Origin of the sequence: Pseudofrankia coriaricola, from assembly GCF_032027725.1 — a bacterium.
In the GTDB taxonomy this organism is placed as follows: domain Bacteria; phylum Actinomycetota; class Actinomycetes; order Frankiales; family Frankiaceae; genus Pseudofrankia.
Genome location: NZ_JASNFO010000135.1, coordinates 1 through 21,012, shown reverse-complemented (window position 1 = coordinate 21,012; position 21,012 = coordinate 1). Strand labels below are relative to the sequence as shown.

Genomic DNA, 21,012 nt, shown 5'->3' with positions numbered 1-21,012 from the left:
GCTTCTCGCGCCGGGCCCATCCGTTCGGTTCGCCGCCGGGTCCACCGGCCGCGGGTCAGCCGGTGGTAGCCGGCTCCGCTCCAGCGCCGTCGGTGGACGGCGCGAGGGAACGGGCCAGCAACTGGGAGACGTCGAGGACCTCGACGGTCTCCTTCGCCTTGCCCGCGAGCTTCTGCTCCGTCACCGCGTCGGACAGCATGACGATGCAGAACGGGCACGCGGTCGACACGACGTCCGGGTCGAGGCCAAGGGCCTCCTCCACCCGGTCCGTGTTGATCCGGGTGCCGATCTTCTCTTCCATCCACATCCGCGCGCCGCCGGCGCCGCAGCAGAAGCCGCGGTCCTTGCAGCGGTGCATCTCCTGGCCACGGATGCCCGGAATGGCCTCGAGGATCTCCCGCGGCGGGGTGTAGACCTTGTTGTGCCGGCCGAGGAAGCACGGGTCGTGGTAGGTCACCGACGACTCGACCGGCGTGAGCGGCACGAGCTTCTTCTCCTCGACGAGCCTGCCGAGCAGCTGGGTGTGGTGGATGACCTCCCAGTTGCCGCCGAGCGCCGAGTACTCCTTCGACAGGCTGTTGAAGCAGTGGGGGCAGGTCGCGACGATCTTCTTGACGCCCGTCTCGTTCAGCAGCTCGATGTTGGCCTTGGCCATCTCCTGGAACAGGTACTCGTTGCCGAGGCGCCGTGCCGGGTCGCCGGTGCAGGACTCCTGCGAGCCGAGGATGGCGAACGAGACGCCGGCCATGTCGAGCAGCTCGGCGAAGGCCCGGGAGACCTTCTTCGCCCGGTCCTCGATGGCGCCGGCGCAGCCGACCCAGAAGAGGTACTCGACGTCTTCCGGGATCTGCTCACCCTCGCCGATGATCTTAACCTCGAAGGGCAGGCCAGCGGTCCACTCGGTACGGCTGCGCGGCGAGACGCCCCACGGGTTGCCGTTGTTCTCCAGGTTGCGCAGCATCACGCCGGCTTCCGAGGGGAACGCCGACTCGATCATCACCTGGTAGCGGCGCATGTCCACGATGTGGTCGACGTGCTCGATGTCCACCGGGCACTGCTCGACGCAGGCGCCGCAGCTCGTGCAGGACCACAGCACGTCGGGGTCGATGACCCCGCCCTCTTCCTCCGTACCGACGAGCGGGCGCTCCGCCTGGGCCTTACCCGGCTCGGGCACCCGGCCGAAGCCGGACTCGGGCACGTGGTGGACGGCGTGCTCCTCGGACGCGTCCTCGGACACGCCGGTGACGGCCTTCTTCTCTGCCAGCTTCTCGGCGGCCGCGTCGCGCTCCTCGGCGGTGCTCCCGGCCAGCAGGTACGGGGCCTTCGCGAACAGGTGGTCGCGCAGGTCCATGATGATCAGCTTCGGGGACAGCGGCTTTCCGGTGTTCCAGGCCGGGCACTGGCTCTGGCAACGGCCGCACTCGGTGCAGGTCGAGAAGTCGAGCATCGCCTTCCAGGAGAAGTCCTCGACCTTGCCCGCGCCGATGATCGGGTCGTCCTCCTCCATCAGCGTCTCGATGTCGGGCGTGGTGCCCAGGGCGCCGAGCGCCTTCGGCTCCCGCTTGAGGATGACGTTGATCGGCGCCAGGAAGATGTGCAGGTGCTTGGAGTAGGCCACCAGCACCAGGAAGCCCATGATGACCGCGAGGTTGAGCAGCAGGAACGCCGTCTCGATGCCCTCGTTCACGTCGTGGGACAGGCCGGAGAAGGCCCGGCTGACGGCGTAGGAGGCGAAGGCCCACTTGGTCTGACCCTGCGGCAGGTTGCCGGTGTTCCACTGGGCGCCGCGGCAGATCAGCAGGGTGACGATGACCGCGGTGATCATGCCGATGATGACCCAGGCAGGGCCGAGGTGCGAGCCGTAGAAACGCGACTTGCGCTCCAGGCGCTTCGGCGCCCGCTGGATCCGGATGATCGTGAAGGTGATCAGGCCGGCCAGGACGGCGACGGCGAAGAAGTCCTCGAGGAACCCGATGCCGGCCCAGTGCCCGAACAGCGGGATGTGGAAGTCGTCGTCGAACAGGCCGCCGAACGCCTCGATGATCGTCAGGATCAGGACGGTGAAGCCCCAGAACGTGAAGGCGTGCGCGAGCCCGGGCACCGACCACTTGAGCAGTTTGCGCTGGCCACCGACCTCGCTGATCTCGCTCCAGACCCGGGTCGGAAGGTCGTCAAGGCGCCCCTGGGCCGGCTGTCCGGTCCGGATCAACGTGAACAGCCAGAAGAATCGCCTTCCGGCCACCGCAAGGGCGATCAGCGTGATCGCCCCACCGATCGCGATTCTCACTAGCTCCTCCTATGGCTCCGCGAACGGGCCGTAGCCTACTCGTACTGCTCGGTAACTTGTGCTCCGGAGTGTCCCTCGCCACCAGCCGCTTACCCCGCGGCCACCCCGGTATCCCCGACCCTGCCACGCCGTGGTCCGTCTAGCACGAGTTCCCCTCCCCGGCCTGATCGGGGCCTAGTTCGAACATGCCCTCCGCGGTCCGGAACACGCAGGGGGGCGCCCACCCCCGGCAGACATCCCGTGGGCTCGGATGCCCAGCCACGCGGCCGCCCGCGACACCGACCAGCGACCAGCGACCAGAAAGCGCAACTCACCCATATCTGGTGACAGCGCATCGGCGCAGCGCCAACCCGACCACGTCGTCAGCCCGGTCCAAGCCCTACCACCGCCATATGCCAGGGCCCGGCACCACGTGGGGAGGGCGCCCAGCGCCCGACAGGCTGAACGTCAGCGGGCGCGCCAGCGCCCTTCTGACGGTTCAGCCACGCCACCCCTCGGCCCGCTGCTACGCTCGGTCGCACAGCAGTCCCGAAATCAGCACTCTCTGCACTGACCGTCCCACCCTGGCCACGTGGCGCGTCTGACCGTCAACGGCACCGGGCCGTCGGCGTGCCGGCCGCCGGGTCGTGGTTCGCCGTGAACCGGGGCCAGTCGCCCGCGGTTGCGGCTCGCGCAACGCCGCGCCCCTCGGAGCGCCTGCCGGATCAGCGATCTGGTAGGTCCGGGTCAGCATCGGGGCGGCGGCGACCCAGGGAGAGGCTGCAATCCAGGGAGGGAACGGGGCCATGATCGCCGACCGGTGCCAGCCTGGCCGGCAGCCAGCCGGCACGACCGCCGGCCCTCGTGGCGATAGCCTTCGGCGCGGCAACACCTCGGCTCTTGGCGCAGCCCGTTCCTGCCAGTTGAGGCTTGTGCGCGCACTTCCACGGGCCGCAAGATGAACCACGCCAGCGGCGTGCTGTTCGGCTGCGTGCTGCCCGGCCATGTGGTGCCGCGCGCCGACGCGCGCTCCAACCTCCGTTGAACACCCCTGCGAACCACGGTGGGCACGATGGCGACGATCACCAGGGCGGCGACGGCGAACAAGACCGGGCGCCCCGGTCAGTTCCACTATTCCGAATATCGGCGTGCCCGTGAGCATCGGGCGCTGGTGCGGCGCGACCGGCTCGGCCGGGTGCTCCCGCGCTCGCTGGCCAAGTCCGTGCCGGTCGCCCTGCTGGTCAGCCTGGTGCTGGCGTTCGGCGTCGACCTGCCGGGCGGCTTCGCGTTCGGCATCTTCGTCCTGATCGTCGCCGGATGGAGCGCGGTCATCGTCCTGTCCGCGTTCGGCGGCGACAGCGAGATCGAGACTCTGCGCCTGAGCGCCGAGGCGGAACGCAAGACGGCGCGCGCCCTTGCCCGGCTGCGCCGGCACGGCTGGGTGGTCATGCACGACATGCGGGTGCCAAGCGCCGACGCGGTCGTCGGCCACCTGCTCGTCGGCCCCGCCGGGGTACTGATCCTCGGCAGCGAGGCCGGCAAGGGCGTCGTCCGGTACACCAAGAAGATCGCCAGCATCGATGGTGATCCGCTCACCGGGGCGATCGAGCGGGCGGCCTTCCTCGCCGAGCAGATCAAGACCGAGCTGCGCGCCGAGGTTCCGCTGGTGAAGATCCCGGTGAACGCGGTTCTGGTGATGGTCGAGGCGGACGTGCTGTGGAAGGACGGCGCGGTCAACGGGGTCACGATCATCAATATCCGTTCGATCGTCGACTGGGCCCGTGGCCGGCCGCGCCGGCTCAACCCGGCCGAGGTCAAACAGGTCGTGGCGGCCGCGCGCACGCTGTTCCCCGCGTTCATCGACAACCGGTCCATCGAGCAGGTCACGCTGCACCGGGACCAGTGGCTGATGCTGATGGACACGCTGCACACCATCCGGGAACGCGACGGCGACGCCTCCGACCTGCTCGACCGGCTGGCCTCGCTGGAGGCGCAGCTGTCCCGCCAGGCCGACGGCTTCACCAGGACCGGCATCCCCACCGGCGGGGACGAGATCGACGGCGACCTCAGCCTGCTCGACGACGACTCCGGCGCATACGACATCGGTATTCACACCGCCGACGACACCGCGCCACCGCCGCCCCGCGCCACCGAGCCGCCGGACGGGATCGTCTCGCCGCTGCGGGGCGCCAGGCGAGCCGGCGCCCCCCGGCCGCCCGGCGGCCGGCGGAGCCTCGCCACCGTCCGTCCCGAGCAGGAGCCGCCCGCTCCCCAGAAGGGCTCGGACAGCACCAAGGGGTAGACCCGTCTCGGCCCCGGGCCCTCAGCGGTCCGGACTCTCATCGGTCCCGGACTCCCAGCCCTCACGACGGCGCGCGGCCACTCAGGCCGCGCGCCGTCGCGCGTCTGACGGGTCGGGTCCGCCAGGTAGCGAACCGGGAAGAGAAGTCGGCTCCGCAAGGTTGAGCCAACGTGACTCAGCTTCGACGAGCTATTCTGACAGCGGCGATCCTGAGTCATCTACACTCAACCCACCTGACCCGAGTGGCTCACCGTGTTAGCTGACACCCAGTCGGCTTTCGATGGCCGTGGCTCCCAGCCGGGCGCGGCTCCGGGCCTCGCCGCGGAGCGGCTCGACCGCTCCAGGCACCCGGCGTCGAGCTACGCCCGGTCAGGGACTCGGCCGTCCGAGGGCCTCGTCCCACGGACGGCAAGTACAACAGCACACTTAACGGCGGCTCCGCACACGGCACGACCTCCAAGATCGACTATCCTGATCCGGCAGGAACTCCGTGCGGCGGTGCCATCAGATCGAGAGGCACACAGACATGGCACGAGCGGTCGGCATCGACCTCGGCACCACGAACTCCGTCGTGAGCGTGCTCGAGGGTGGTGAGCCAACGGTCATCGCGAACGCCGAGGGCTCGCGCACGACCCCGTCGGTCGTGGCCTTCGCGAAGAACGGCGAGGTCCTGGTCGGCGAGGTCGCCAAGCGGCAGGCAGTCACCAATGTTGAGCGCACCATCCGGTCGGTCAAGCGCCACATGGGCACCAGCTGGAAGATGAAGGTCGACACCAAGGACTTCACACCCCAGCAGATCAGCGCCTTCATCCTGCAGAAGCTCAAGCGGGACGCCGAGGCCTACCTGGGCGACACCATCACCGACGCGGTCATCACCGTCCCGGCGTACTTCGACGACGCCCAGCGGCAGGCGACCAAGGAGGCGGGCGAGATCGCCGGCCTCAACGTCATGCGGATCGTGAACGAGCCGACCGCGGCCGCGCTCGCCTACGGCCTGGACAAGGGCGAGAAGGAGCAGACGATCCTGGTCTTCGACCTCGGCGGTGGCACGTTCGACGTGTCCCTGCTAGAGATCGGGGACGGCGTCGTGGAGGTCAAGGCCACCCACGGCGACACCCACCTCGGCGGTGACGACTGGGACCAGCGGGTCGCCGACCACCTGATCAAGACCTTCCAGGGCCAGCACGGGGTCGACCTCGGCAAGGACAAGATGGCCCTGCAGCGGCTGCGTGAGGCCGCGGAGAAGGCCAAGATCGAGCTGTCGCAGTCGACGCAGACCTCGATCAACCTGCCCTACATCACCGCCTCGGCCGAGGGCCCGCTGCACCTGGACGTGACGCTGACCCGGGCCGAGTTCCAGCGGATGACGCAGGACCTGATCGACCGCTGCAAGATCCCGTTCCAGCAGGCGGTCAAGGACGCCGGGATCAAGGTCAGCCAGATCGACCACGTCGTGCTCGTCGGCGGCTCCACCCGGATGCCGGCCGTCGTCGACGTGGTCCGCGAGCTGACCGGCGGCAAGGAGCCGAACAAGGGCGTCAACCCGGACGAGGTCGTCGCCGTCGGCGCGAGCCTGCAGGCCGGAGTGCTCAAGGGCGAGGTCAAGGACGTCCTGCTGCTCGACGTCACCCCGCTGTCGCTTGGCATCGAGACCAAGGGCGGCATCATGACCAAGCTGATCGAGCGGAACACCACGATCCCGACGAAGCGCTCGGAGATCTTCACGACGGCGGAGGACAGCCAGCCGTCCGTGCAGATCCAGGTCTTCCAGGGCGAGCGCGAGATGGCGGTCTACAACAAGAAGCTCGGCATGTTCGAGCTCACCGGCCTGCCGCCGGCTCCGCGCAACGTGCCGCAGATCGAGGTCACCTTCGACATCGACGCGAACGGCATCGTGCACGTCTCGGCGAAGGACCTCGGCACCAGCAAGGAGCAGTCGATGACGATCACCGGCGGCTCCGCGCTGCCGAAGGACGACATCGAGACGATGATCCGCGACGCCGAGCAGTACGCGGAGGAGGACCGCACCCGCCGCGAGGAGGCCGAGACCCGCAACCAGGGCGAGTCGCTGGTCTACTCGACCGAGCGGTTCCTGGCCGAGAACGGCGACAAGATCGACGCCACCATCAAGACCGACGTCGAGGAGAAGCTGGCGGCGCTGCGCGGGGCCGTCGCGGGCACCGACATCGCCGCGATCCGGACGGCGACCGAGGAGCTCGGCAAGGCCAGCACCGCGATGGGCCAGTCGATGTACGAGCAGGCGCAGGCGAGCGGCGCCGCCGGCGGCCCGACGGCGGCCAACCCGGCCGACGACGACGTGGTGGACGCCGAGATCGTCGACGAGGAGGGCAAGCAGTGAGCTCTGGCCACGACGCGGGCCGGGCCTCGGGCCGAGACGAGGAGCCTCCTGTCGTGGTCCGTGACCGTCGGCGTATCGACCCCAACAGCGGGGAGATCCGCGCCCAGGCGGGTACGGGCGCGAGCGCCGGTTCCTCGCCGGCGGCGGCCTCCGCCGCCGGCGGGGCCGGCGCGCCCGGTCCGGACGCCGAGACCCTGGCGCTGGTCGAGTCGCTGAACGCCGCGGTCCGGGAACGCACCGCGGACCTGCAGCGGCTGAAGGCCGAGTACGACAACTACCGGCGCCGCGTCGAACGGGACCGCCAGCTGATCGCCGAGCAGGCGACCGGCCGGGTGCTCGGCGCGGTACTGCCCACCCTCGACGACATCGGTCGCGCCCGTGACCACGGCGATCTGGAAGGGCCCTTCAAGGCGGTAGCCGAGTCGCTCGAGACCGCGCTCGAGGCGGTCGGGCTGGAGCGGTTCGGCGCCGTCGGCGACGAGTTCGACCCGCTGCAGCACGAGGCGCTGATGCACTCGTACCGCGGCGATGTGAGCTCGCCGACCTGCGTCGAGGTCTTCCGGGCCGGCTACTCGTACGGCGGCCGGGTCCTGCGGGTGGCGCAGGTCGCCGTGGCCGAGCCGGTCGACGAGCCCGAGGCGCCGGCCGAGCCGGCGGCCGCGGACACCGCGGACGCGCCGCCCCCTGACGACACGGGCAGCGTTCCCGGCCCGGGGGGCGGCGGCCCCAGCGTTGACAGGTGAGAGAGATCGGGCAGCCCGCGCCCCCGGCCTCTCCGGAGCCCCGGGGTTCCCGCCGGACCGGCTACGCCGGTCCGGCGGGCCTGCCGGCAGGTACAGGTCGGGCGCGGGGCGTCCGACGACGGGGCGCCCCGCGCCCCGTCTCATGAAGAGAGGAGGGGCGCCGTGAGTGTTCGCGACATGGTCGAGAAGGACTACTACGCCGCTCTCGGCGTTCCCAAGGACGCGCCGGCTGCGGACATCAAGAAGGCGTACCGCAAGCTCGCCCGCGAGCTGCACCCGGACAAGAACCCGGGAGACGCCAAGGCCGAGGCGCGTTTCAAGGAGATCTCCGAAGCCTACGACGTCCTCTCCGACGAGCGCCGCCGCCGCGAGTACGACGAGGCCAGGGCACTGTTCCAGTCGGGCCGTTTCCCCGGCGGCTCAGGCGTTCCCAACCCGGGCGGCCCCGGCTTCGGTGGCCCCGGCGGCTACGGCGGCTTCGGCACCCAGGGCGGGGTGAACCTCGACGACCTGCTCGGCGGCTTCGGCGACATGTTCCAGCGGTCCTCGCAGGGCCGCGGGCCGCGTCGCGGCACCGACATCGAGGCCGAGGTAACGATCTCGTTCGAGAAGTCGTTGACCGGCCTGGAGGCGACGGTCCGCATCCCGGGCGCCGCGACCTGCGCGACCTGCAACGGTGTCGGCTCCCGGCCGGGGACGATGCCACGGACCTGCCCGGTCTGCCGCGGGCTTGGCGTGATCTCCCGCTCGCAGGGCGGGTTCGCGCTCTCCGAGCCGTGCCGGGAGTGCCGGGGCGTCGGCCAGATCATCGAGCACCCGTGCCCGGACTGCCAGGGCAGTGGACGGCGCGCCCGGGAGCAGCGGATCCGGATTCCCGCCGGTGTCGCCGACGCCCAACGGCTGAAGGTCCGGGGACGCGGTAGCCCAGGCGAGCGCGGCGGCAGCCCAGGCGACCTCGAGGTGACCGTGCACGTCCAGCCGCATCCGGTCTTCGGCCGCGAGGGCCCGAACCTGACCATCACGCTGCCGATCACCTTCTCCGAGGCGACGCTGGGCGCGTCGGTCAAGGTGCCCACGCTGGACGGCGCGCCGCTGACCGTGAAGGTGCCGCCCGGCACGTCCAGCGGGCGGCGGCTGCGGGCCAAGGGACGCGGCGTACCGAAGACGGACGGCGGCCACGGCGACCTGATCGTCACCGTCGAGGTGACGGTCCCGAAGCCCAGCGATCTGTCCCCGAAGGCCAGGACCGCTCTGCAGGAGTTCGCGCTGGCACACCCCGGTGACCCGCGTGAGGCCCTTCTCGAGCAGTTCGGCCAGATCTGACCGGCGGCCGAGCAGGCCGCGGCTCATGGGTGGTGCCCGCGGGGGCGGGCACGACCAGGTGATTATTGCCAGTCCCCGGGGGAGGCACTTCGGTCGGCGGCGCCCGTCGACCAGGGGGAAGTGAGGCAGGCAGATGAACTCAAGAGCGCACCGCACCTCCGACCCGCCGACGCCGGGTGTCCCTGGACACCGCGCGGCCGGCGGGGACGAGACCGGCATGGACGGCCCTGGCGCGGCCGGCCGCCGGGGCGGCAGGGCCGCCGGGCGTCAACGCTCCCACGGTGGTGCCGGTGCCCACGGCGGACCGCTGTCCGGCTCGGTACCCGGGGGCCCGCCGACAGACCGCGGGGCCGCTGAGCGGCCGCGTTACCCACTGCCGGGCATTCCCGGCCCGGCGCACGACGACGACGCGCCGGTGTACGTGATCTCGATCGCGGCCGAGCTCGCGGGCATGCACCCGCAGACGCTGCGGTCCTACGACCGGCTTGGCCTGGTGACTCCGGGGCGGACCGCCGGGCGCGGCCGGCGCTACTCCGCGCGCGATGTCGCGCTGCTGCGCGAGGTCCAGCGGCTCTCCCAGGAGGAGGGCGTCAACCTGGAGGGCATTCGCCAGATCCTCCGGCTCGGCACCCAGGTGCTCGCGCTGCAGGCCGAGGTCCGCCAGCTGCACGAGGAACTGGCGAAGGCCCGGGTCGAGGCCGACCGCCGCGTCGCCGAGGCGCACGCCAGCCACCGCCGCGACCTGGTCCCGGTGGACCGCGGCGCGATCGTCGTCTGGCGTCCGGGCCCTCGTCGCTGACGTCCAGCGCGGCCTAGCCCTTCCGCCCCATCGCACCGGCCCGGCGCGGCCCCACGGTCGCCCGGGCCGTTCGCGCAGCTGCCAGGTGCCCTACTGGACGAGGCGGAACAGGGCTGGGACCCCACCTGGAGCCGGCGTCAGCCCCGGATTCCAGCTCAACCCCTTGCTTGCGGTTTTTTCGATTAGACGTAGCCTGGACTCATGGCTGCCATGATTCGCGAAAGAACCGTCCTCCCGCCAGCTGACGGATCCGACCTCGCTCGGTTCGCCCGCAGGCTCGCCCGGGTCGAGGAGCCCGCGCGGGCTCAGCTGGTCGGCCCGGACGGCTCGCAGATGGACATCCCCGACGAGCTATACGGCGTTCTGCGCGACGTCGTGGCGGCCCTGTCGCAGGGGCTGGCGATCACAATCGCGCCGCACAACACCATGCTCACCACCCAAGAGGCCGCGGACCTGCTGAACATCTCCAGACCGACCCTGGTCCGACTCCTGACCGACGGCGAGATCCCCTACACCATGCGCGGTCGCCATCGCCGCGTCATGCTCCGCGACATCCTCGACTACCGCGACCGCACCCGCCGCGAACGCCGCCAGACCCTCGACCAGATGGCCGCGGACGCGGAGGAGGATGATCTCTACAACCTGACCGCGACGCCCAAACCCACCCGCTCGTGACCCTGCCACGCTTCGCCGCTGAGACACGCCGCCACCTCCGGTAACGACGAATGGTGCTCGTCCGGAGGAACAACCAACCCTCCTTCAAGGTTGAGCCGAGTAGACTCAGATATTCTCAGCGCAGGCGACGTCGGGCGCACCGACGTCGCCGGTGTAGCTGACCGCCGAGGACCGTGGGGAAGTAGATGAATGCTGACCGGCTGACCGCCCGCACCCAGGAGGCGCTGTCCTCCGCCATCTCCCGCGCCACCGGCGACGGGTCGCCACTTGTCGACCCGTTGCACCTGCTCACCGCGCTGCTCGCGCAGCAGGATGGCGTCGCGAGCGCGCTGGTGGCCGAGGCCGAGGTGTCCGTCGACACGGTCCGCCAGCGAGCCGAGAGCGCGGTCAGCCGGCTGCCGCACGCCACCGGCGCGAGCGTCTCGCCCCCGCAGCTGTCCCGTCAGCTGGTCGCCGTGCTCGACAACGCCGAGCGTCAGGCCGCCCGCCTGGGCGACGAGTACACCTCGGTCGAGCATCTGGTGATCGCGCTGGCGGAGGAGGGCGGCGAGGCGGGGCGTCTCCTCGTCTCCGCCGGAGCGACGGCCGACGCGCTGCGCGGCGCCATCGAGAAGGTCCGCGGCGGCGCCCGCAGGGTGACCAGCCGCGACCCGGAGGGCTCGTACCGCGCCCTGGAGAAGTACTCCCTGGACCTCACCGAGCGCGCCCGCGCCGGCAAGCTCGACCCGGTCGTCGGCCGGGACGCCGAGATCCGCCGGGTCATCCAGGTCCTCTCGCGGCGGACCAAGAACAACCCGGTGCTCATCGGCGAGCCGGGCGTCGGCAAGACCGCGATCGTCGAGGGCCTCGCGCTGCGGGTGGTCGCGGGCGACGTGCCCGAGTCGCTGCGCGGCCGGCGGATCGTCTCGCTCGACCTGGGCTCGATGGTGGCCGGCTCGAAGCTGCGCGGCGAGTTCGAGGAGCGGCTGACGGCGGTCCTGAACGAGATTCGCGAGGCCGAGGGCCAGATCATCACCTTCATCGACGAGCTGCACACCGTCGTGGGCGCGGGCGCCGCCGAGGGGGCGATGGACGCCGGCAACATGCTCAAGCCCATGCTCGCCCGCGGCGAGCTCCGCATGATCGGCGCGACCACCCTCGACGAGTACCGCAACCGGATCGAGAAGGACCCCGCGCTGGAGCGTCGCTTCCAGCCGGTCCTGGTGGGCGAGCCGTCGGTGGAAGACACCATCGGCATCCTGCGCGGCCTCAAGGAGCGTTACGAGGTCCATCATGGCGTGCGGATCACGGACGCCGCCCTGGTCGCCGCCGCTGCCCTCTCCGACCGGTACGTAACCGCGCGCTTCCTGCCGGACAAGGCGATCGACCTGGTCGACGAGGCCGCGTCCCGGCTTCGGATGGAGCTCGACAGCCGGCCGGTCGCCATCGACGAGCTCGAGCGGGCGGTGCGCCGGCTGGAGATCGAGGAGATGGCGCTGGCCAAGGAGAGCGACGACGCCTCCAAGGCCCGCCTCGACCGGCTTCGCCGTGAGCTGTCCGGCAAGCAGGAGGAGCTCACGGCGCTCACGGCCCGCTGGCAGCGGGAGAAGAACGCCATCGGCGAGGTGCAGAAGGTCAAGGAGGAGCTGGAGAACGGCCGGCGGGAGATGGAGATCGCCGAGCGTGACCTCGACCTCGCGCGCGCCGGCGAGCTGCGGTACGGCACCATCCCGGCGCTGGAGAAGCGGTTGGCCGCGGCCACCGAGGGCCTCGGCGGCAAGGCGGACGGCTCCGCGGGCGGTGAGCCGATGCTCAACGAGGAGGTCGGGCCGGACGACGTCGCGGAGGTGGTCGCGAGCTGGACCGGCATCCCGGCCGGCCGGATGCTCGAGGGTGAGACGGCCAAGCTGCTGCGGATGGAGGACGAGCTGCACGCCCGGGTGATCGGGCAGGACGCCGCCGTGCGGGCCGTCTCGGACGCGGTGCGCCGTGCGCGCGCCGGCATCTCCGACCCGGACCGGCCGACCGGCTCGTTCCTGTTCCTCGGCCCGACGGGCGTCGGCAAGACCGAGCTCGCGAAGGCGCTCGCGGACTTCCTGTTCGACGACGACCGCGCGGTGGTGCGCATCGACATGTCGGAGTACGCCGAGAAGCACTCGGTGGCCCGGCTGATCGGCGCTCCGCCCGGCTACATCGGCTTCGAGTCCGGCGGCCAGCTGACCGAGGCGATCCGGCGCCGGCCGTACAGCGTGATCCTGCTCGACGAGGTCGAGAAGGCCCATCCGGATGTCTTCGACGTGCTGCTGCAGGTGCTCGACGACGGCCGGCTGACCGACGGCCAGGGCCGCACCGTCGACTTCCGCAACACGATCCTGGTACTCACGTCCAACCTGGGCTCGCAGTACATCGCCGACCCGACGCTGTCGCCGGAGGCCAGGGCGAACATGGTCCAGGTCGCGGTACGCGAGGCGTTCAAGCCGGAGTTCGTCAACCGGCTCGACGCGGTGCTCATCTTCGACCAGCTCGACAAGGAGAACCTCACCAGGATCGTCGACCTGCAGCTCGACCGGCTGCGCGGGCGGCTGACCGACCGCCGGATCACACTGACGGTCAGTGACGCCGCCAAGGGCTGGCTAGCGGACAAGGGCAACGACCCCGTCTACGGCGCCCGCCCGCTGCGCCGGCTGGTGCAGACCGCGATCGGCGACCAGCTGGCGCGCGAGCTGCTGGGCGGCCAGGTGCACGACGGCGACGAGGTCGTCGTCGACGTGGCCGCCGACGGCCGCGGCCTGACGGTCCACCCGGCGGTCACGGCGGGAGCACCCCGAAAGACTCTCTGACCAGGCAAGCCCGGTCGCGGGCTGGCCCGAGACGGCCACGGGCCGGTGGGACGACGCTGTCCCACCGGCCCGTGCACGTCGGCGCCGTTGCCGACGCAAGCCTGCCATCGCCCCGCGTCATCGCCGGGGACCTTGCGCTATTGCTGGGCGACCTTCTGTTCCACCTGGGAGGTCAGGCCGGTCAGAGTGGTCTCGTCGATCGGCTCGAACGGGTTCACGACGAAGATCGCGGTCTCCACACGACCAGTGAATATGATCACCATGTCGCAGTACATCATGATCTCCTGACCGTCCGAGTAGGTGTCCAGCTCGATCTGGATCCGGTCGGTCGCCCCGGGCGGAGGCGTCGCGGTCTGCGTGTGCGTCAGGGTCGCGGAGAAATCGTCCGAGTCCGTTTCGTCGACGAGTGCCTTGCCCCAGCAGCCGGGGAACAGGTCGTTTCGGATGAGGTCGCGGTGCGCGGCGACGGTGTCGGCCGACGCGAACACCGAGGCAAAGGAGCGGACGTTCGTGCCGACCTCGTCGTCGGTGAACACCGGGCCGTTGGCGTGATCCGTGGCGGCCGGGCCGAGATCGGCCTGCGTCAGCTGAAGGCAGTCGGCGATCGGTCCGCCCAGGATCGAGTTCTCGCCCTGGTCGGGGTCCGGCTCCATCGTGTAGCCGCTGGTCGCCGGGCCCACGCCGAGAGCGAAGTCGGCCGCGCGCAGCGGAGCCCGCGACGGCGTCGCGACGGCCGTCGGTGCCGCGCTGGCGGACGCGCTGGCGCTGGCCGGGGCGACCGCCGAGGGGCCGTCGCCCTGGCACGCGGCCAGCGTGGTCGCGAGCACCGCCGCGGCGGCGGTCAGCGCGACCGGAAGAAAACGCCGCCCATTACGGTGACGGCCACTCATAACCGCTGTGTTCATGTGATTCAGGTTAATGGCGCTGGCGAGAAAGTTAACCATTTTCTGTTGTCACCCGCCCGACGCACGTGTCAGCACCAGGACATGCTCGGCCATCCTTTCGCGATGAATCCAGTGATCACTGACATTCGGCAGGTCAGGGCGCGGGCGGCGGCGTCCGTCAGCACCCTGAAGAGAATGTCGAGAAGGAATTCGGCGACCCGACAATCGTGCCACCACGAATACCCGGCACCGGCCACCACGAGTTCGGCGCGGTCCGCCCCGCCGGTATCGGCCGTCCAGGGTGCTTCCACCGGAACCCAGCCACTATGGTCGGGCCATGCCCGATATCAAGGTGTCCGCCGAGGTACAGGACGCGCTCGCCGACGGGTGGGCGGTGGTGGCGCTGGAGTCGACGCTGCTCGCGCACGGGCTGCCGGCGCCGCGGAACCGGGAGGTCGGCGGCGAGCTGGAGCAGCTGGTCCGCGCGGGCGGGGCGGTACCAGCGACCGTCGCCGTGCTCGACGGCGTACCGACGGTCGGGCTCGACGCCGCCGGCCTGGAACGGATCACCGGCGACGGGTCCGAGGTGTTGAAGCTGTCGGTGCGCGACCTCGCCCCGGCGGGAGCGCTCGGGCGCACCGGCGCGACCACCGTCGCCTCGACGGCCTGGCTCGCGGCACGGGTCGGGATCAGGGTGTTCGCGACCGGCGGCCTCGGCGGGGTGCACCGTGCCGCGGGCGACGAGGCCCTCGGCGGATCGGACGGGTCCGGCGACGACGGCCCGCCCGCCGGGCTCGGCACCGTCAGCTATGACGAGTCAGCGGACCTGCCGACGCTGGCCGCGACCCCGATCACCGTCGTCTGCGCCGGGGTGAAGTCCATCCTGGATGTCGGCGCGACCCTGGAGCGGCTCGAGACGCTCGGTGTCACGGTGCTCGGCTGGCGGACGGCGGACTTCCCCGGCTTCTACCTGCCGAGCACCGGTCATCGGCTGGACTGGCGGGTCGACGACGCGGAACAGGTGAGCGCCGTGATGGCCGCCGCCGACCGGCTCGGCACGTCGGGCGCGGTCGTGGTCGCGAACCCGGTCGCCGAACCCGAGGCGCTGGACCGGGAGCTGCATGACCGGGTGCTCACCGACGCGCTCGCCGCGGCGGGACGCGCCGGGCTGCGCGGCAAGGCCGTCACCCCGTTCCTGCTCGCCGCGTTCCACCGCGAGACCGCGGGCAGGAGCCTTGAGGTGAACCTCGCGGTGGTCCGGGGCAATGTCCGGGTCGCCGCCAAGATCGCGACGGCCTGGGCCAAGGACCGCGGAAACGCGGCCTAATGCCTTGCCCGGCAACGTTCGCCCTGCGCGCACGTGCGGCCGCGCGCCCATCCTGTCCGACATCACGGGGAATCCTGTCAGACGTCAGGGCCACGACCAAGCACCGTTTGGTGACCCTGACGTCTGACAGGACGTCCGGGATCCCCCGGGCGCCTGCCACGCGCGGGAGAGGAGTGGCCGGCCCGCCGCTCCGCCCGACCCGTCGGCCGGGCCGACATTGCCTGAGGCAGCACTAGGTCCAGCGCGCACGCGGCCTGGATGCAGTCGCCCGCCGGGCCGCGGGCCTCTCCGGCCCGGCGGGCGTCAGCCCTGCCGGTCGATCTTGCCGACGACCTGGGCGACGGCGGGCGCGATCCGGCTCGGGTCCGGTCGGTGTACGTAGCCCACCACGTGGACCATCGTCTCCACCCTGCTCTTACCGGCGTAGTACACGTCGTAGTAGATCTCGATGGTCAGCGGCGCGCGCTCGGCCGCCGGGCGCGCCGCCAGGGTGGCGGAGCCGTCGTCCGTCGCCGTGCCAACAAGGCGGTCAGGACCGCCGGGACCGCTGGCGGCGCCGGCGGCGCCGGGCCTGAACGCGGTGACGACGCCGCCACCCGCCCCGCCCCCGGCGCGCGCCAGGTCCTCGACCTTCACCCGGAAGACCAGCGAGGTGCTGCCCAGGACGCCTGGCAGCTCGGGCCCGACGCCGGCCGAGACGATCTCCATAGAGGGGGCGTCGGCGCGTTGCTGTGCCAGGAACGACTCGGCGACGCACCGGGGGTAACGCGGGTTGCGCAGGAGCTTCACGTCCCGGTCGAGCGTGCCCGCAGGGACGATCGAGGCAATCGAGCTCATCGACAGGCCCGTGGCGGCATCCGTGAGCTGGGGGCCGTAGGCCGTGTCGGTGGAGGTGTCCTGGAGGTCGGCGGCCGCGATCCCCAGGCACTTGGCGAAGTCGTCGTCCGGCGTCTCCTCGTAGTCGTCCTTGGAGCTGGGCTCCGAGGCGAAGCCGGGCGTGTCCGGCCCGGCGGTCAGCACGAAGTTGACGGCGCGCAGGTCGAGCCGCGAGCCGGACCCAGCCTCCGTCGACGCGCTCGCGGACGCGGTTGGCGACGGAGGCGGGGGCGGGGCGGTGCCGCCGGCCTGCCGCGTCGCGACGTCGCCGGGCGGGCTCCCGCTACCGCCCGTGCACCCGACCAGGACGAGAGGGACGATCAACGCGACGATGAGGCCGCCGACGCGCCGGGCACGTCCCGATGGTCGCGTCCCTGCCGGTCCGGCCACGGCGCCCTCCCCACCTACCTCGGGCCGAGCTTGGCCGCCAGCTGGGCCGCGGCCACGCTGACCAGATCCTCGCTCGGCGGATCTATCGAGCCGACCAGGTGCAGCTGTGCCTCCACCTGGCCCGACCCCAGGTAGATGGTGTCGTAGAAAAGCTGGGCCTGGCCACCATTCGCGGTACCGGCGAGCACGACCACCGAGGTGCGCGCCAGCGCGCCGGCGGGCAGGGGCACGTCGTCACGGGTCACCGCCTCCGTGTCGAAGACCCCGTCCGCACCGTACTTCGCCGCAAGCGCGGCGCCGGCGTCCTTCTTGGTCTGGGCGGTCACGCAGTCGGCGAAGCGCGGGTGGCGCAGCAGGCCGGCATCGCGGTCAAGCTGGCCGGCCGGCGCTATCTGGGCGTCCGACCAGAGGGTGATACCCGTGCCGCTGTTGGTCAGGTGAGCGCTCTCGGCGCGGTCGGTCGACCTGTCCGCCGCGTCGGCGGCCGATATCCCGAGGCAGGACGCCAACGCGGCGAATGGCGCGGCCCCCGCATCGGCGCCGGTGGCGCCGTTCGCGGGTGCGAACCCGGTGAAGCCCGAGCCGTTGGTGAGGGTGAAGTCCGCCGCCCGAAGCGGTGCCGCGGCCGCCGTCGTGGCCACTGTCGTGGCCACCGCGGCCGGGCTGTCGCTCACCGCCGGGGCGGACGGCTGCTCCGTCGCGGCCGCGCCGTCTCCGGAGTCCGAGCCCAGCCCGCACCCCGCCAACACCAGCGACAGGGCCGCCGCGCCCGCCGCGGCCATTACCCGCGTCCGTTCCCGACTCGACCGCATCAGCTGTCCCCATCCCCCATGCCCCGGCCGGTGAGACCAGTCGCTCCCGTCAGGACCGCCTGTTCCCCGACAAAACGCCCCCGACCGAAGCGTAGGGAGCCGCCCCAGCTCGGGCTCGCGGGGGTTCCCGCGGCCGCGGCCGCGGCCGGCCCTCGCGGCGCCAGCGCTCCGGGCGGAACCGGAACCTGCCGATCCGTAACTTCGTCGGCTTCGACGGTTTCATCCTGGGCGCCCTCGATGAACTCGCCCACAACGACCTGCCGCACACAGGCATCGAAGCGCGGGTCGCTCAGGTCTTTGACGTGGCGGCCATGCAGGCCGGACGGCACGATCCGCGCGCCGGAGATCACCACGACGCTGCTGTCGTGGGTATTGAGTTGGGCTCCGCTCGCCACCGCGATCGGAGTCTCGTCCTGACTCCAGTGCGCCAATCCCACTCCGCCAGCCAAATCCTGGGTGACCGATGTTATTCAGTTGGCCGTTATCTCAGGTATTCGTGGTCTTCCCCGCCGAAGTATGGGCAACGGCAGTCTGGTTGCGCATACACCGGATATCACCCGGCCGAGCCGGCCGAGCCGCGTACGTAGGCGGGCGGCAACATCAGGCGGCGCGGACGGCTCGGTGCTGCGACGATCCTCCCTCGGAGCGGCGTGTCGCCGCGTGGCCGGCGGCGTGTCGGCCCGGATCGCGGCGCGGCGGACCGGGTCGAGCGATCTGGGCGAAATGTCGGAACCGGCTAGTAACGTGCCGCGCGAGGACGCACCGGGTGACGCTGCCGAGCCGCCCGGGCCAGCCCGGGCGGCTCGGGTGGGGGCGCTTCGAGGGGGGTCTGGGATGCGCCAGTTGGGGGCCTCTGCTCGCCCTGAGGGCTCGTCGGCAACCGACGAGACGCGGGTGAGGGGCGTGGAGCGCCTGGTGGGGCTGATGACCGGGCGGGGGACGCGCTGGGTCATCGTCCTGCTGTGGCTGGCGCTCGCCCTGGTGGCCACTCCGCTGGCCTCGCGCCTCGACGACGCGCAGACCAATGACGCGGCGGCCTTCCTGCCGCCGAACGCGGAGTCCACCAAGGTGCTCGCCGCCCAGCGGAACCTCCCCGGCGGGGACGCGATCCCCGCGGTGGTGGTGTTCGCCCGGGCGGACGGCCCGCTGACGGCGCGAGACCAGGCCGCGGTCCAGACCGCGGCGGCCCGGCTCGCGCCGTTCGGGACCACCCAGCTCCCCCCGCCGGTCCCTTCCCCGGACGGGCGGGCCTCACTACTGATCGTCCCGATGGAGCAGTCAAAGGACGCCAACAAGTTCGCCGACCGGATCGACCAGATGCGCTCGACTGTGCGCGGGCTGGCCCCGCCGGGCCTCGAGACGTCGGTCACCGGTCCCGCGGGCGTCATCGTGGACACCTACACGCTGTTCAGTGAGGTCGAGGGCACGCTCCTGTTCGTCACGGCCGGCGTCGTCGCGGTGATCCTGCTGATCGTCTATCGCGGCCCGTTCCTCTGGCTGGTGCCGCTGCTGGCGGTCGGCGCCGCCGACCAGACCGCGGGAGCGGCCACCTACCTGCTCGCGCGCCATGCCGGCCTGACCGTCAACGGGCAGAGCGCCGGCATCCTGCGGGTGCTGGTGTTCGGCGCCGGGACCGACTACGCCCTGCTGCTGATAGCCCGCTATCGCGAGGAGCTGACCAGGTACGCCGCGCCGGCCGACGCGATGCGGGTCGCCGTGCGGCGCGCGGGCCCGGCGATCCTGGGCTCGGCCGGCACCGTCATCATCGGCCTGCTCTGCCTACTGCTCGGCGAGCTGAACTCGGACCGCGGGCTCGGCCCGGTCGGCGCGGTCGGGATCGCCATCGCGTTCATCACGATCATGACACTGCTGCCGGCCGCGATGGTGATCTGCGGGCGGCGGCTGTTCTGGCCATTCGTCCCCAGGCTGGCCGCCGTCCCCACCGAGGTGGCCGGCGGGGTGGCCGTGGCCGTAGCCGTGGCCGGGACCAACACCGTGGATATGTCCATGACCGGCGCCTGGGCGCGGATCGGCGCCACGATCGCCCGCCGCCCCCGGCTGGTCTGCCTGGTCACGGCCGCGGTTCTGGCGGCGCTCGCGGTCGGCATCGTCGCGCTCGACACCGGGCTGCGCCAGCAGGACGCGTTCCGGAAGTCCACCGACTCGGTCGTCGGCCAACGGATCATCGAGGCGCATTTCCCGCCAGGCGCGAGCGAGCCCACCTATGTCATCGGCGCCTCCAGCGCCGACGACGAGCTGGGCACGACGATCGACGCGACCCCGGGCGTCGCGGCCTCGGTGGAAAGCAACAGTGGCGGCGGGTTCACGCAGTTCCTGGTGGTGCTCTCCGACTCGCCCAACAGCGCCGCCTCGTTCGCGACGATCGAGCGGCTGCGGGACCGGGTCCACGCCGTGCCGGGCGCGCACGCGCTGGTCGGTGGGAACACGGCGGTGAACCTCGACGTCCACGAGGCCTCGGTGCGCGACCGTCAGCTGATCATCCCGCTTGTGCTCGCCGTCGTGCTGGTGATCCTCGGGCTGCTGCTGCGATCCGTGGTCGCGCCGCCGCTGCTGATCGCGACCGTGGTGCTGTCGTTCCTGGCCGCGCTCGGGGTGTCGGCGCTGGCCTTCACCCACGTCTTCGGCTTTCCCGGCTCCGACCCGTCGCTGGAGCTGTTCGGGTTCATCTTCCTGGTGGCGCTCGGGGTCGACTACAACATCTTCCTGATGACGCGGGTCCGGGAGGAGGCCGCCCGGACCGACGCCCGGACCGGGGTGCGGCGCGGGCTCGCCGTCACCGGCGGGGTCATCACGTCGGCCGGGGTGGTGCTCGCGGCCACGTTCTCGGTGCTGTTCATCTTCCCGCTGGTGCAGCTCGCCGAGATCGGCTTCCTGGTCGCCTTCGGAGTCCTGCTCGACACCCTCGTGGTGCGCTCGATCCTGGTCCCGGCGCTCGCCCTGGACATCGGGGCCGCCATGTGGTGGCCCAGCCGCCTCGGCCGCCGCACGTCGGACGAGACGACGACCAACCTGCCTCCCATCACCCCGCCAAACGACCACACACCCTCGCACCTCACCCACCGCGGGTGACGACGCCGGGGCCGTTCACCCCGGTCGCAACCGAACCTCCGCGGAGGCCCGGCCACGAGCGAAGCGAAGTGACCCCCGCGAACGTGGTCGTCTTCGGGTTGGTGACGTCACAGCGGCAAGCAACCGAGCTGGGCGCGGAGGCGCGCCTCCGCGGAGGCCCGCCTACGAGCGCAGCGACGTAGGGGGGCCGCCGCGGCGGGGGGGGGGGGGGGCCCCCCCGCGGGGCGCCCCCCCCCCGCCGCCCGCCTGGGGGGGGGGCGGCGGGGGGGGCCGCGGGCGCCCCCGTTCGCGGAGGAGGACACGGCGCGGAGGTCCCTTGGGAGCGAAGCGAGTAAGGGGCCGTAGCG

14 protein-coding genes are annotated in these 21,012 nt (G+C 71.6%); 9 read left to right on the top strand and 5 right to left on the bottom strand.

What is annotated here, in order from left to right; genetic code table 11:
- Positions 1-55: 55 nt before the first annotated feature.
- Complete coding sequence (locus QOZ89_RS44255; RefSeq protein WP_312630179.1) at positions 56-2,287, bottom strand: heterodisulfide reductase-related iron-sulfur binding cluster; 2,232 nt, start codon at positions 2,285-2,287, stop codon at positions 56-58.
- A gap of 1,051 nt (positions 2,288-3,338) precedes the next feature.
- On the opposite strand from QOZ89_RS44255, the gene QOZ89_RS44250 reads away from it, so the two are divergent.
- The 7 genes from QOZ89_RS44250 to clpB all read left to right on the top strand — a co-directional run bounded on the left by QOZ89_RS44250 (position 3,339) and on the right by clpB (position 13,286).
- Positions 3,339-4,568 carry a nuclease-related domain-containing protein gene (locus QOZ89_RS44250; protein WP_071053625.1) on the top strand — a complete coding sequence of 410 codons (1,230 nt, stop codon included), beginning with the start codon at positions 3,339-3,341 and terminating at the stop codon, positions 4,566-4,568.
- 526 nt (positions 4,569-5,094) lie between these two features.
- On the top strand, positions 5,095-6,927 hold the full coding sequence (dnaK, locus tag QOZ89_RS44245) for a molecular chaperone DnaK (RefSeq protein WP_071053584.1): 1,833 nt from the start codon (positions 5,095-5,097) through the stop codon (positions 6,925-6,927).
- Between the two features lie 53 nt (positions 6,928-6,980).
- On the top strand, positions 6,981-7,670 hold the full coding sequence (gene grpE, locus QOZ89_RS44240; RefSeq protein WP_312630178.1) for a nucleotide exchange factor GrpE: 690 nt from the start codon (positions 6,981-6,983) through the stop codon (positions 7,668-7,670).
- A 162-nt stretch (positions 7,671-7,832) separates the two neighbouring features.
- A complete protein-coding gene (gene dnaJ / locus QOZ89_RS44235) occupies positions 7,833-8,993 on the top strand; it encodes a molecular chaperone DnaJ (RefSeq protein ID WP_071053582.1) in 1,161 nt (386 codons plus the stop codon).
- A gap of 133 nt (positions 8,994-9,126) precedes the next feature.
- Entirely contained in the window at positions 9,127-9,792 is a 666-nt protein-coding gene (locus QOZ89_RS44230; RefSeq protein WP_083419924.1) for a heat shock protein transcriptional repressor HspR, read from the top strand.
- Between the two features lie 201 nt (positions 9,793-9,993).
- On the top strand, positions 9,994-10,467 hold the full coding sequence (locus QOZ89_RS44225; protein ID WP_071053581.1) for a helix-turn-helix domain-containing protein: 474 nt from the start codon (positions 9,994-9,996) through the stop codon (positions 10,465-10,467).
- A gap of 185 nt (positions 10,468-10,652) precedes the next feature.
- Positions 10,653-13,286: an ATP-dependent chaperone ClpB gene (gene clpB, locus QOZ89_RS44220; protein ID WP_071053580.1), complete on the top strand. Its 2,634-nt coding sequence runs from the start codon at positions 10,653-10,655 to the stop codon at positions 13,284-13,286.
- 137 nt (positions 13,287-13,423) lie between these two features.
- Here clpB and QOZ89_RS44215 read toward each other — a convergent pair whose 3' ends face one another.
- On the bottom strand, positions 13,424-14,191 hold the full coding sequence (locus tag QOZ89_RS44215) for a hypothetical protein (protein ID WP_131804203.1): 768 nt from the start codon (positions 14,189-14,191) through the stop codon (positions 13,424-13,426).
- A gap of 316 nt (positions 14,192-14,507) precedes the next feature.
- Here QOZ89_RS44215 and QOZ89_RS44210 point away from each other — a divergent pair, with 316 nt between their 5' ends.
- Positions 14,508-15,497 carry a pseudouridine-5'-phosphate glycosidase gene (locus QOZ89_RS44210; protein ID WP_071053577.1) on the top strand — a complete coding sequence of 330 codons (990 nt, stop codon included), beginning with the start codon at positions 14,508-14,510 and terminating at the stop codon, positions 15,495-15,497.
- 303 nt (positions 15,498-15,800) lie between these two features.
- On the opposite strand, the gene QOZ89_RS44205 is transcribed toward QOZ89_RS44210, so the two are convergent.
- From QOZ89_RS44205 to QOZ89_RS44195, 3 genes are read right to left on the bottom strand one after another with little or no spacing between them, the layout of a single operon-like run.
- Positions 15,801-16,763, bottom strand: a complete 963-nt coding sequence (locus tag QOZ89_RS44205; RefSeq protein ID WP_071053576.1) for a hypothetical protein — start codon at positions 16,761-16,763, stop codon at positions 15,801-15,803.
- A gap of 14 nt (positions 16,764-16,777) precedes the next feature.
- Positions 16,778-17,545 carry a hypothetical protein gene (locus tag QOZ89_RS44200; protein ID WP_312630177.1) on the bottom strand — a complete coding sequence of 256 codons (768 nt, stop codon included), beginning with the start codon at positions 17,543-17,545 and terminating at the stop codon, positions 16,778-16,780.
- Between the two features lie 29 nt (positions 17,546-17,574).
- Entirely contained in the window at positions 17,575-18,012 is a 438-nt protein-coding gene (locus QOZ89_RS44195; protein ID WP_071053574.1) for a hypothetical protein, read from the bottom strand.
- Positions 18,013-18,409: 397 nt separating this feature from the next.
- Here QOZ89_RS44195 and QOZ89_RS44190 point away from each other — a divergent pair, with 397 nt between their 5' ends.
- Complete coding sequence (locus tag QOZ89_RS44190) at positions 18,410-20,665, top strand: MMPL family transporter (protein ID WP_083419923.1); 2,256 nt, start codon at positions 18,410-18,412, stop codon at positions 20,663-20,665.
- Positions 20,666-21,012: the final 347 nt, after the last annotated feature.

Coding starts and splice junctions, on each gene's coding strand:
- clpB (WP_071053580.1), top strand. CDS start 10,653: ATGAATGCTGACCGGCTGACCGCCCGCACCCAGGAGGCGCTGTCCTCC.
- dnaK (WP_071053584.1), top strand. CDS start 5,095: ATGGCACGAGCGGTCGGCATCGACCTCGGCACCACGAACTCCGTCGTG.
- QOZ89_RS44215 (WP_131804203.1), bottom strand. CDS start 14,191: ATGAACACAGCGGTTATGAGTGGCCGTCACCGTAATGGGCGGCGTTTT.
- QOZ89_RS44190 (WP_083419923.1), top strand. CDS start 18,410: ATGCGCCAGTTGGGGGCCTCTGCTCGCCCTGAGGGCTCGTCGGCAACC.
- QOZ89_RS44250 (WP_071053625.1), top strand. CDS start 3,339: ATGGCGACGATCACCAGGGCGGCGACGGCGAACAAGACCGGGCGCCCC.
- QOZ89_RS44230 (WP_083419924.1), top strand. CDS start 9,127: ATGAACTCAAGAGCGCACCGCACCTCCGACCCGCCGACGCCGGGTGTC.
- QOZ89_RS44200 (WP_312630177.1), bottom strand. CDS start 17,545: ATGGCCGCGGCGGGCGCGGCGGCCCTGTCGCTGGTGTTGGCGGGGTGC.
- QOZ89_RS44225 (WP_071053581.1), top strand. CDS start 9,994: ATGGCTGCCATGATTCGCGAAAGAACCGTCCTCCCGCCAGCTGACGGA.
- QOZ89_RS44210 (WP_071053577.1), top strand. CDS start 14,508: ATGCCCGATATCAAGGTGTCCGCCGAGGTACAGGACGCGCTCGCCGAC.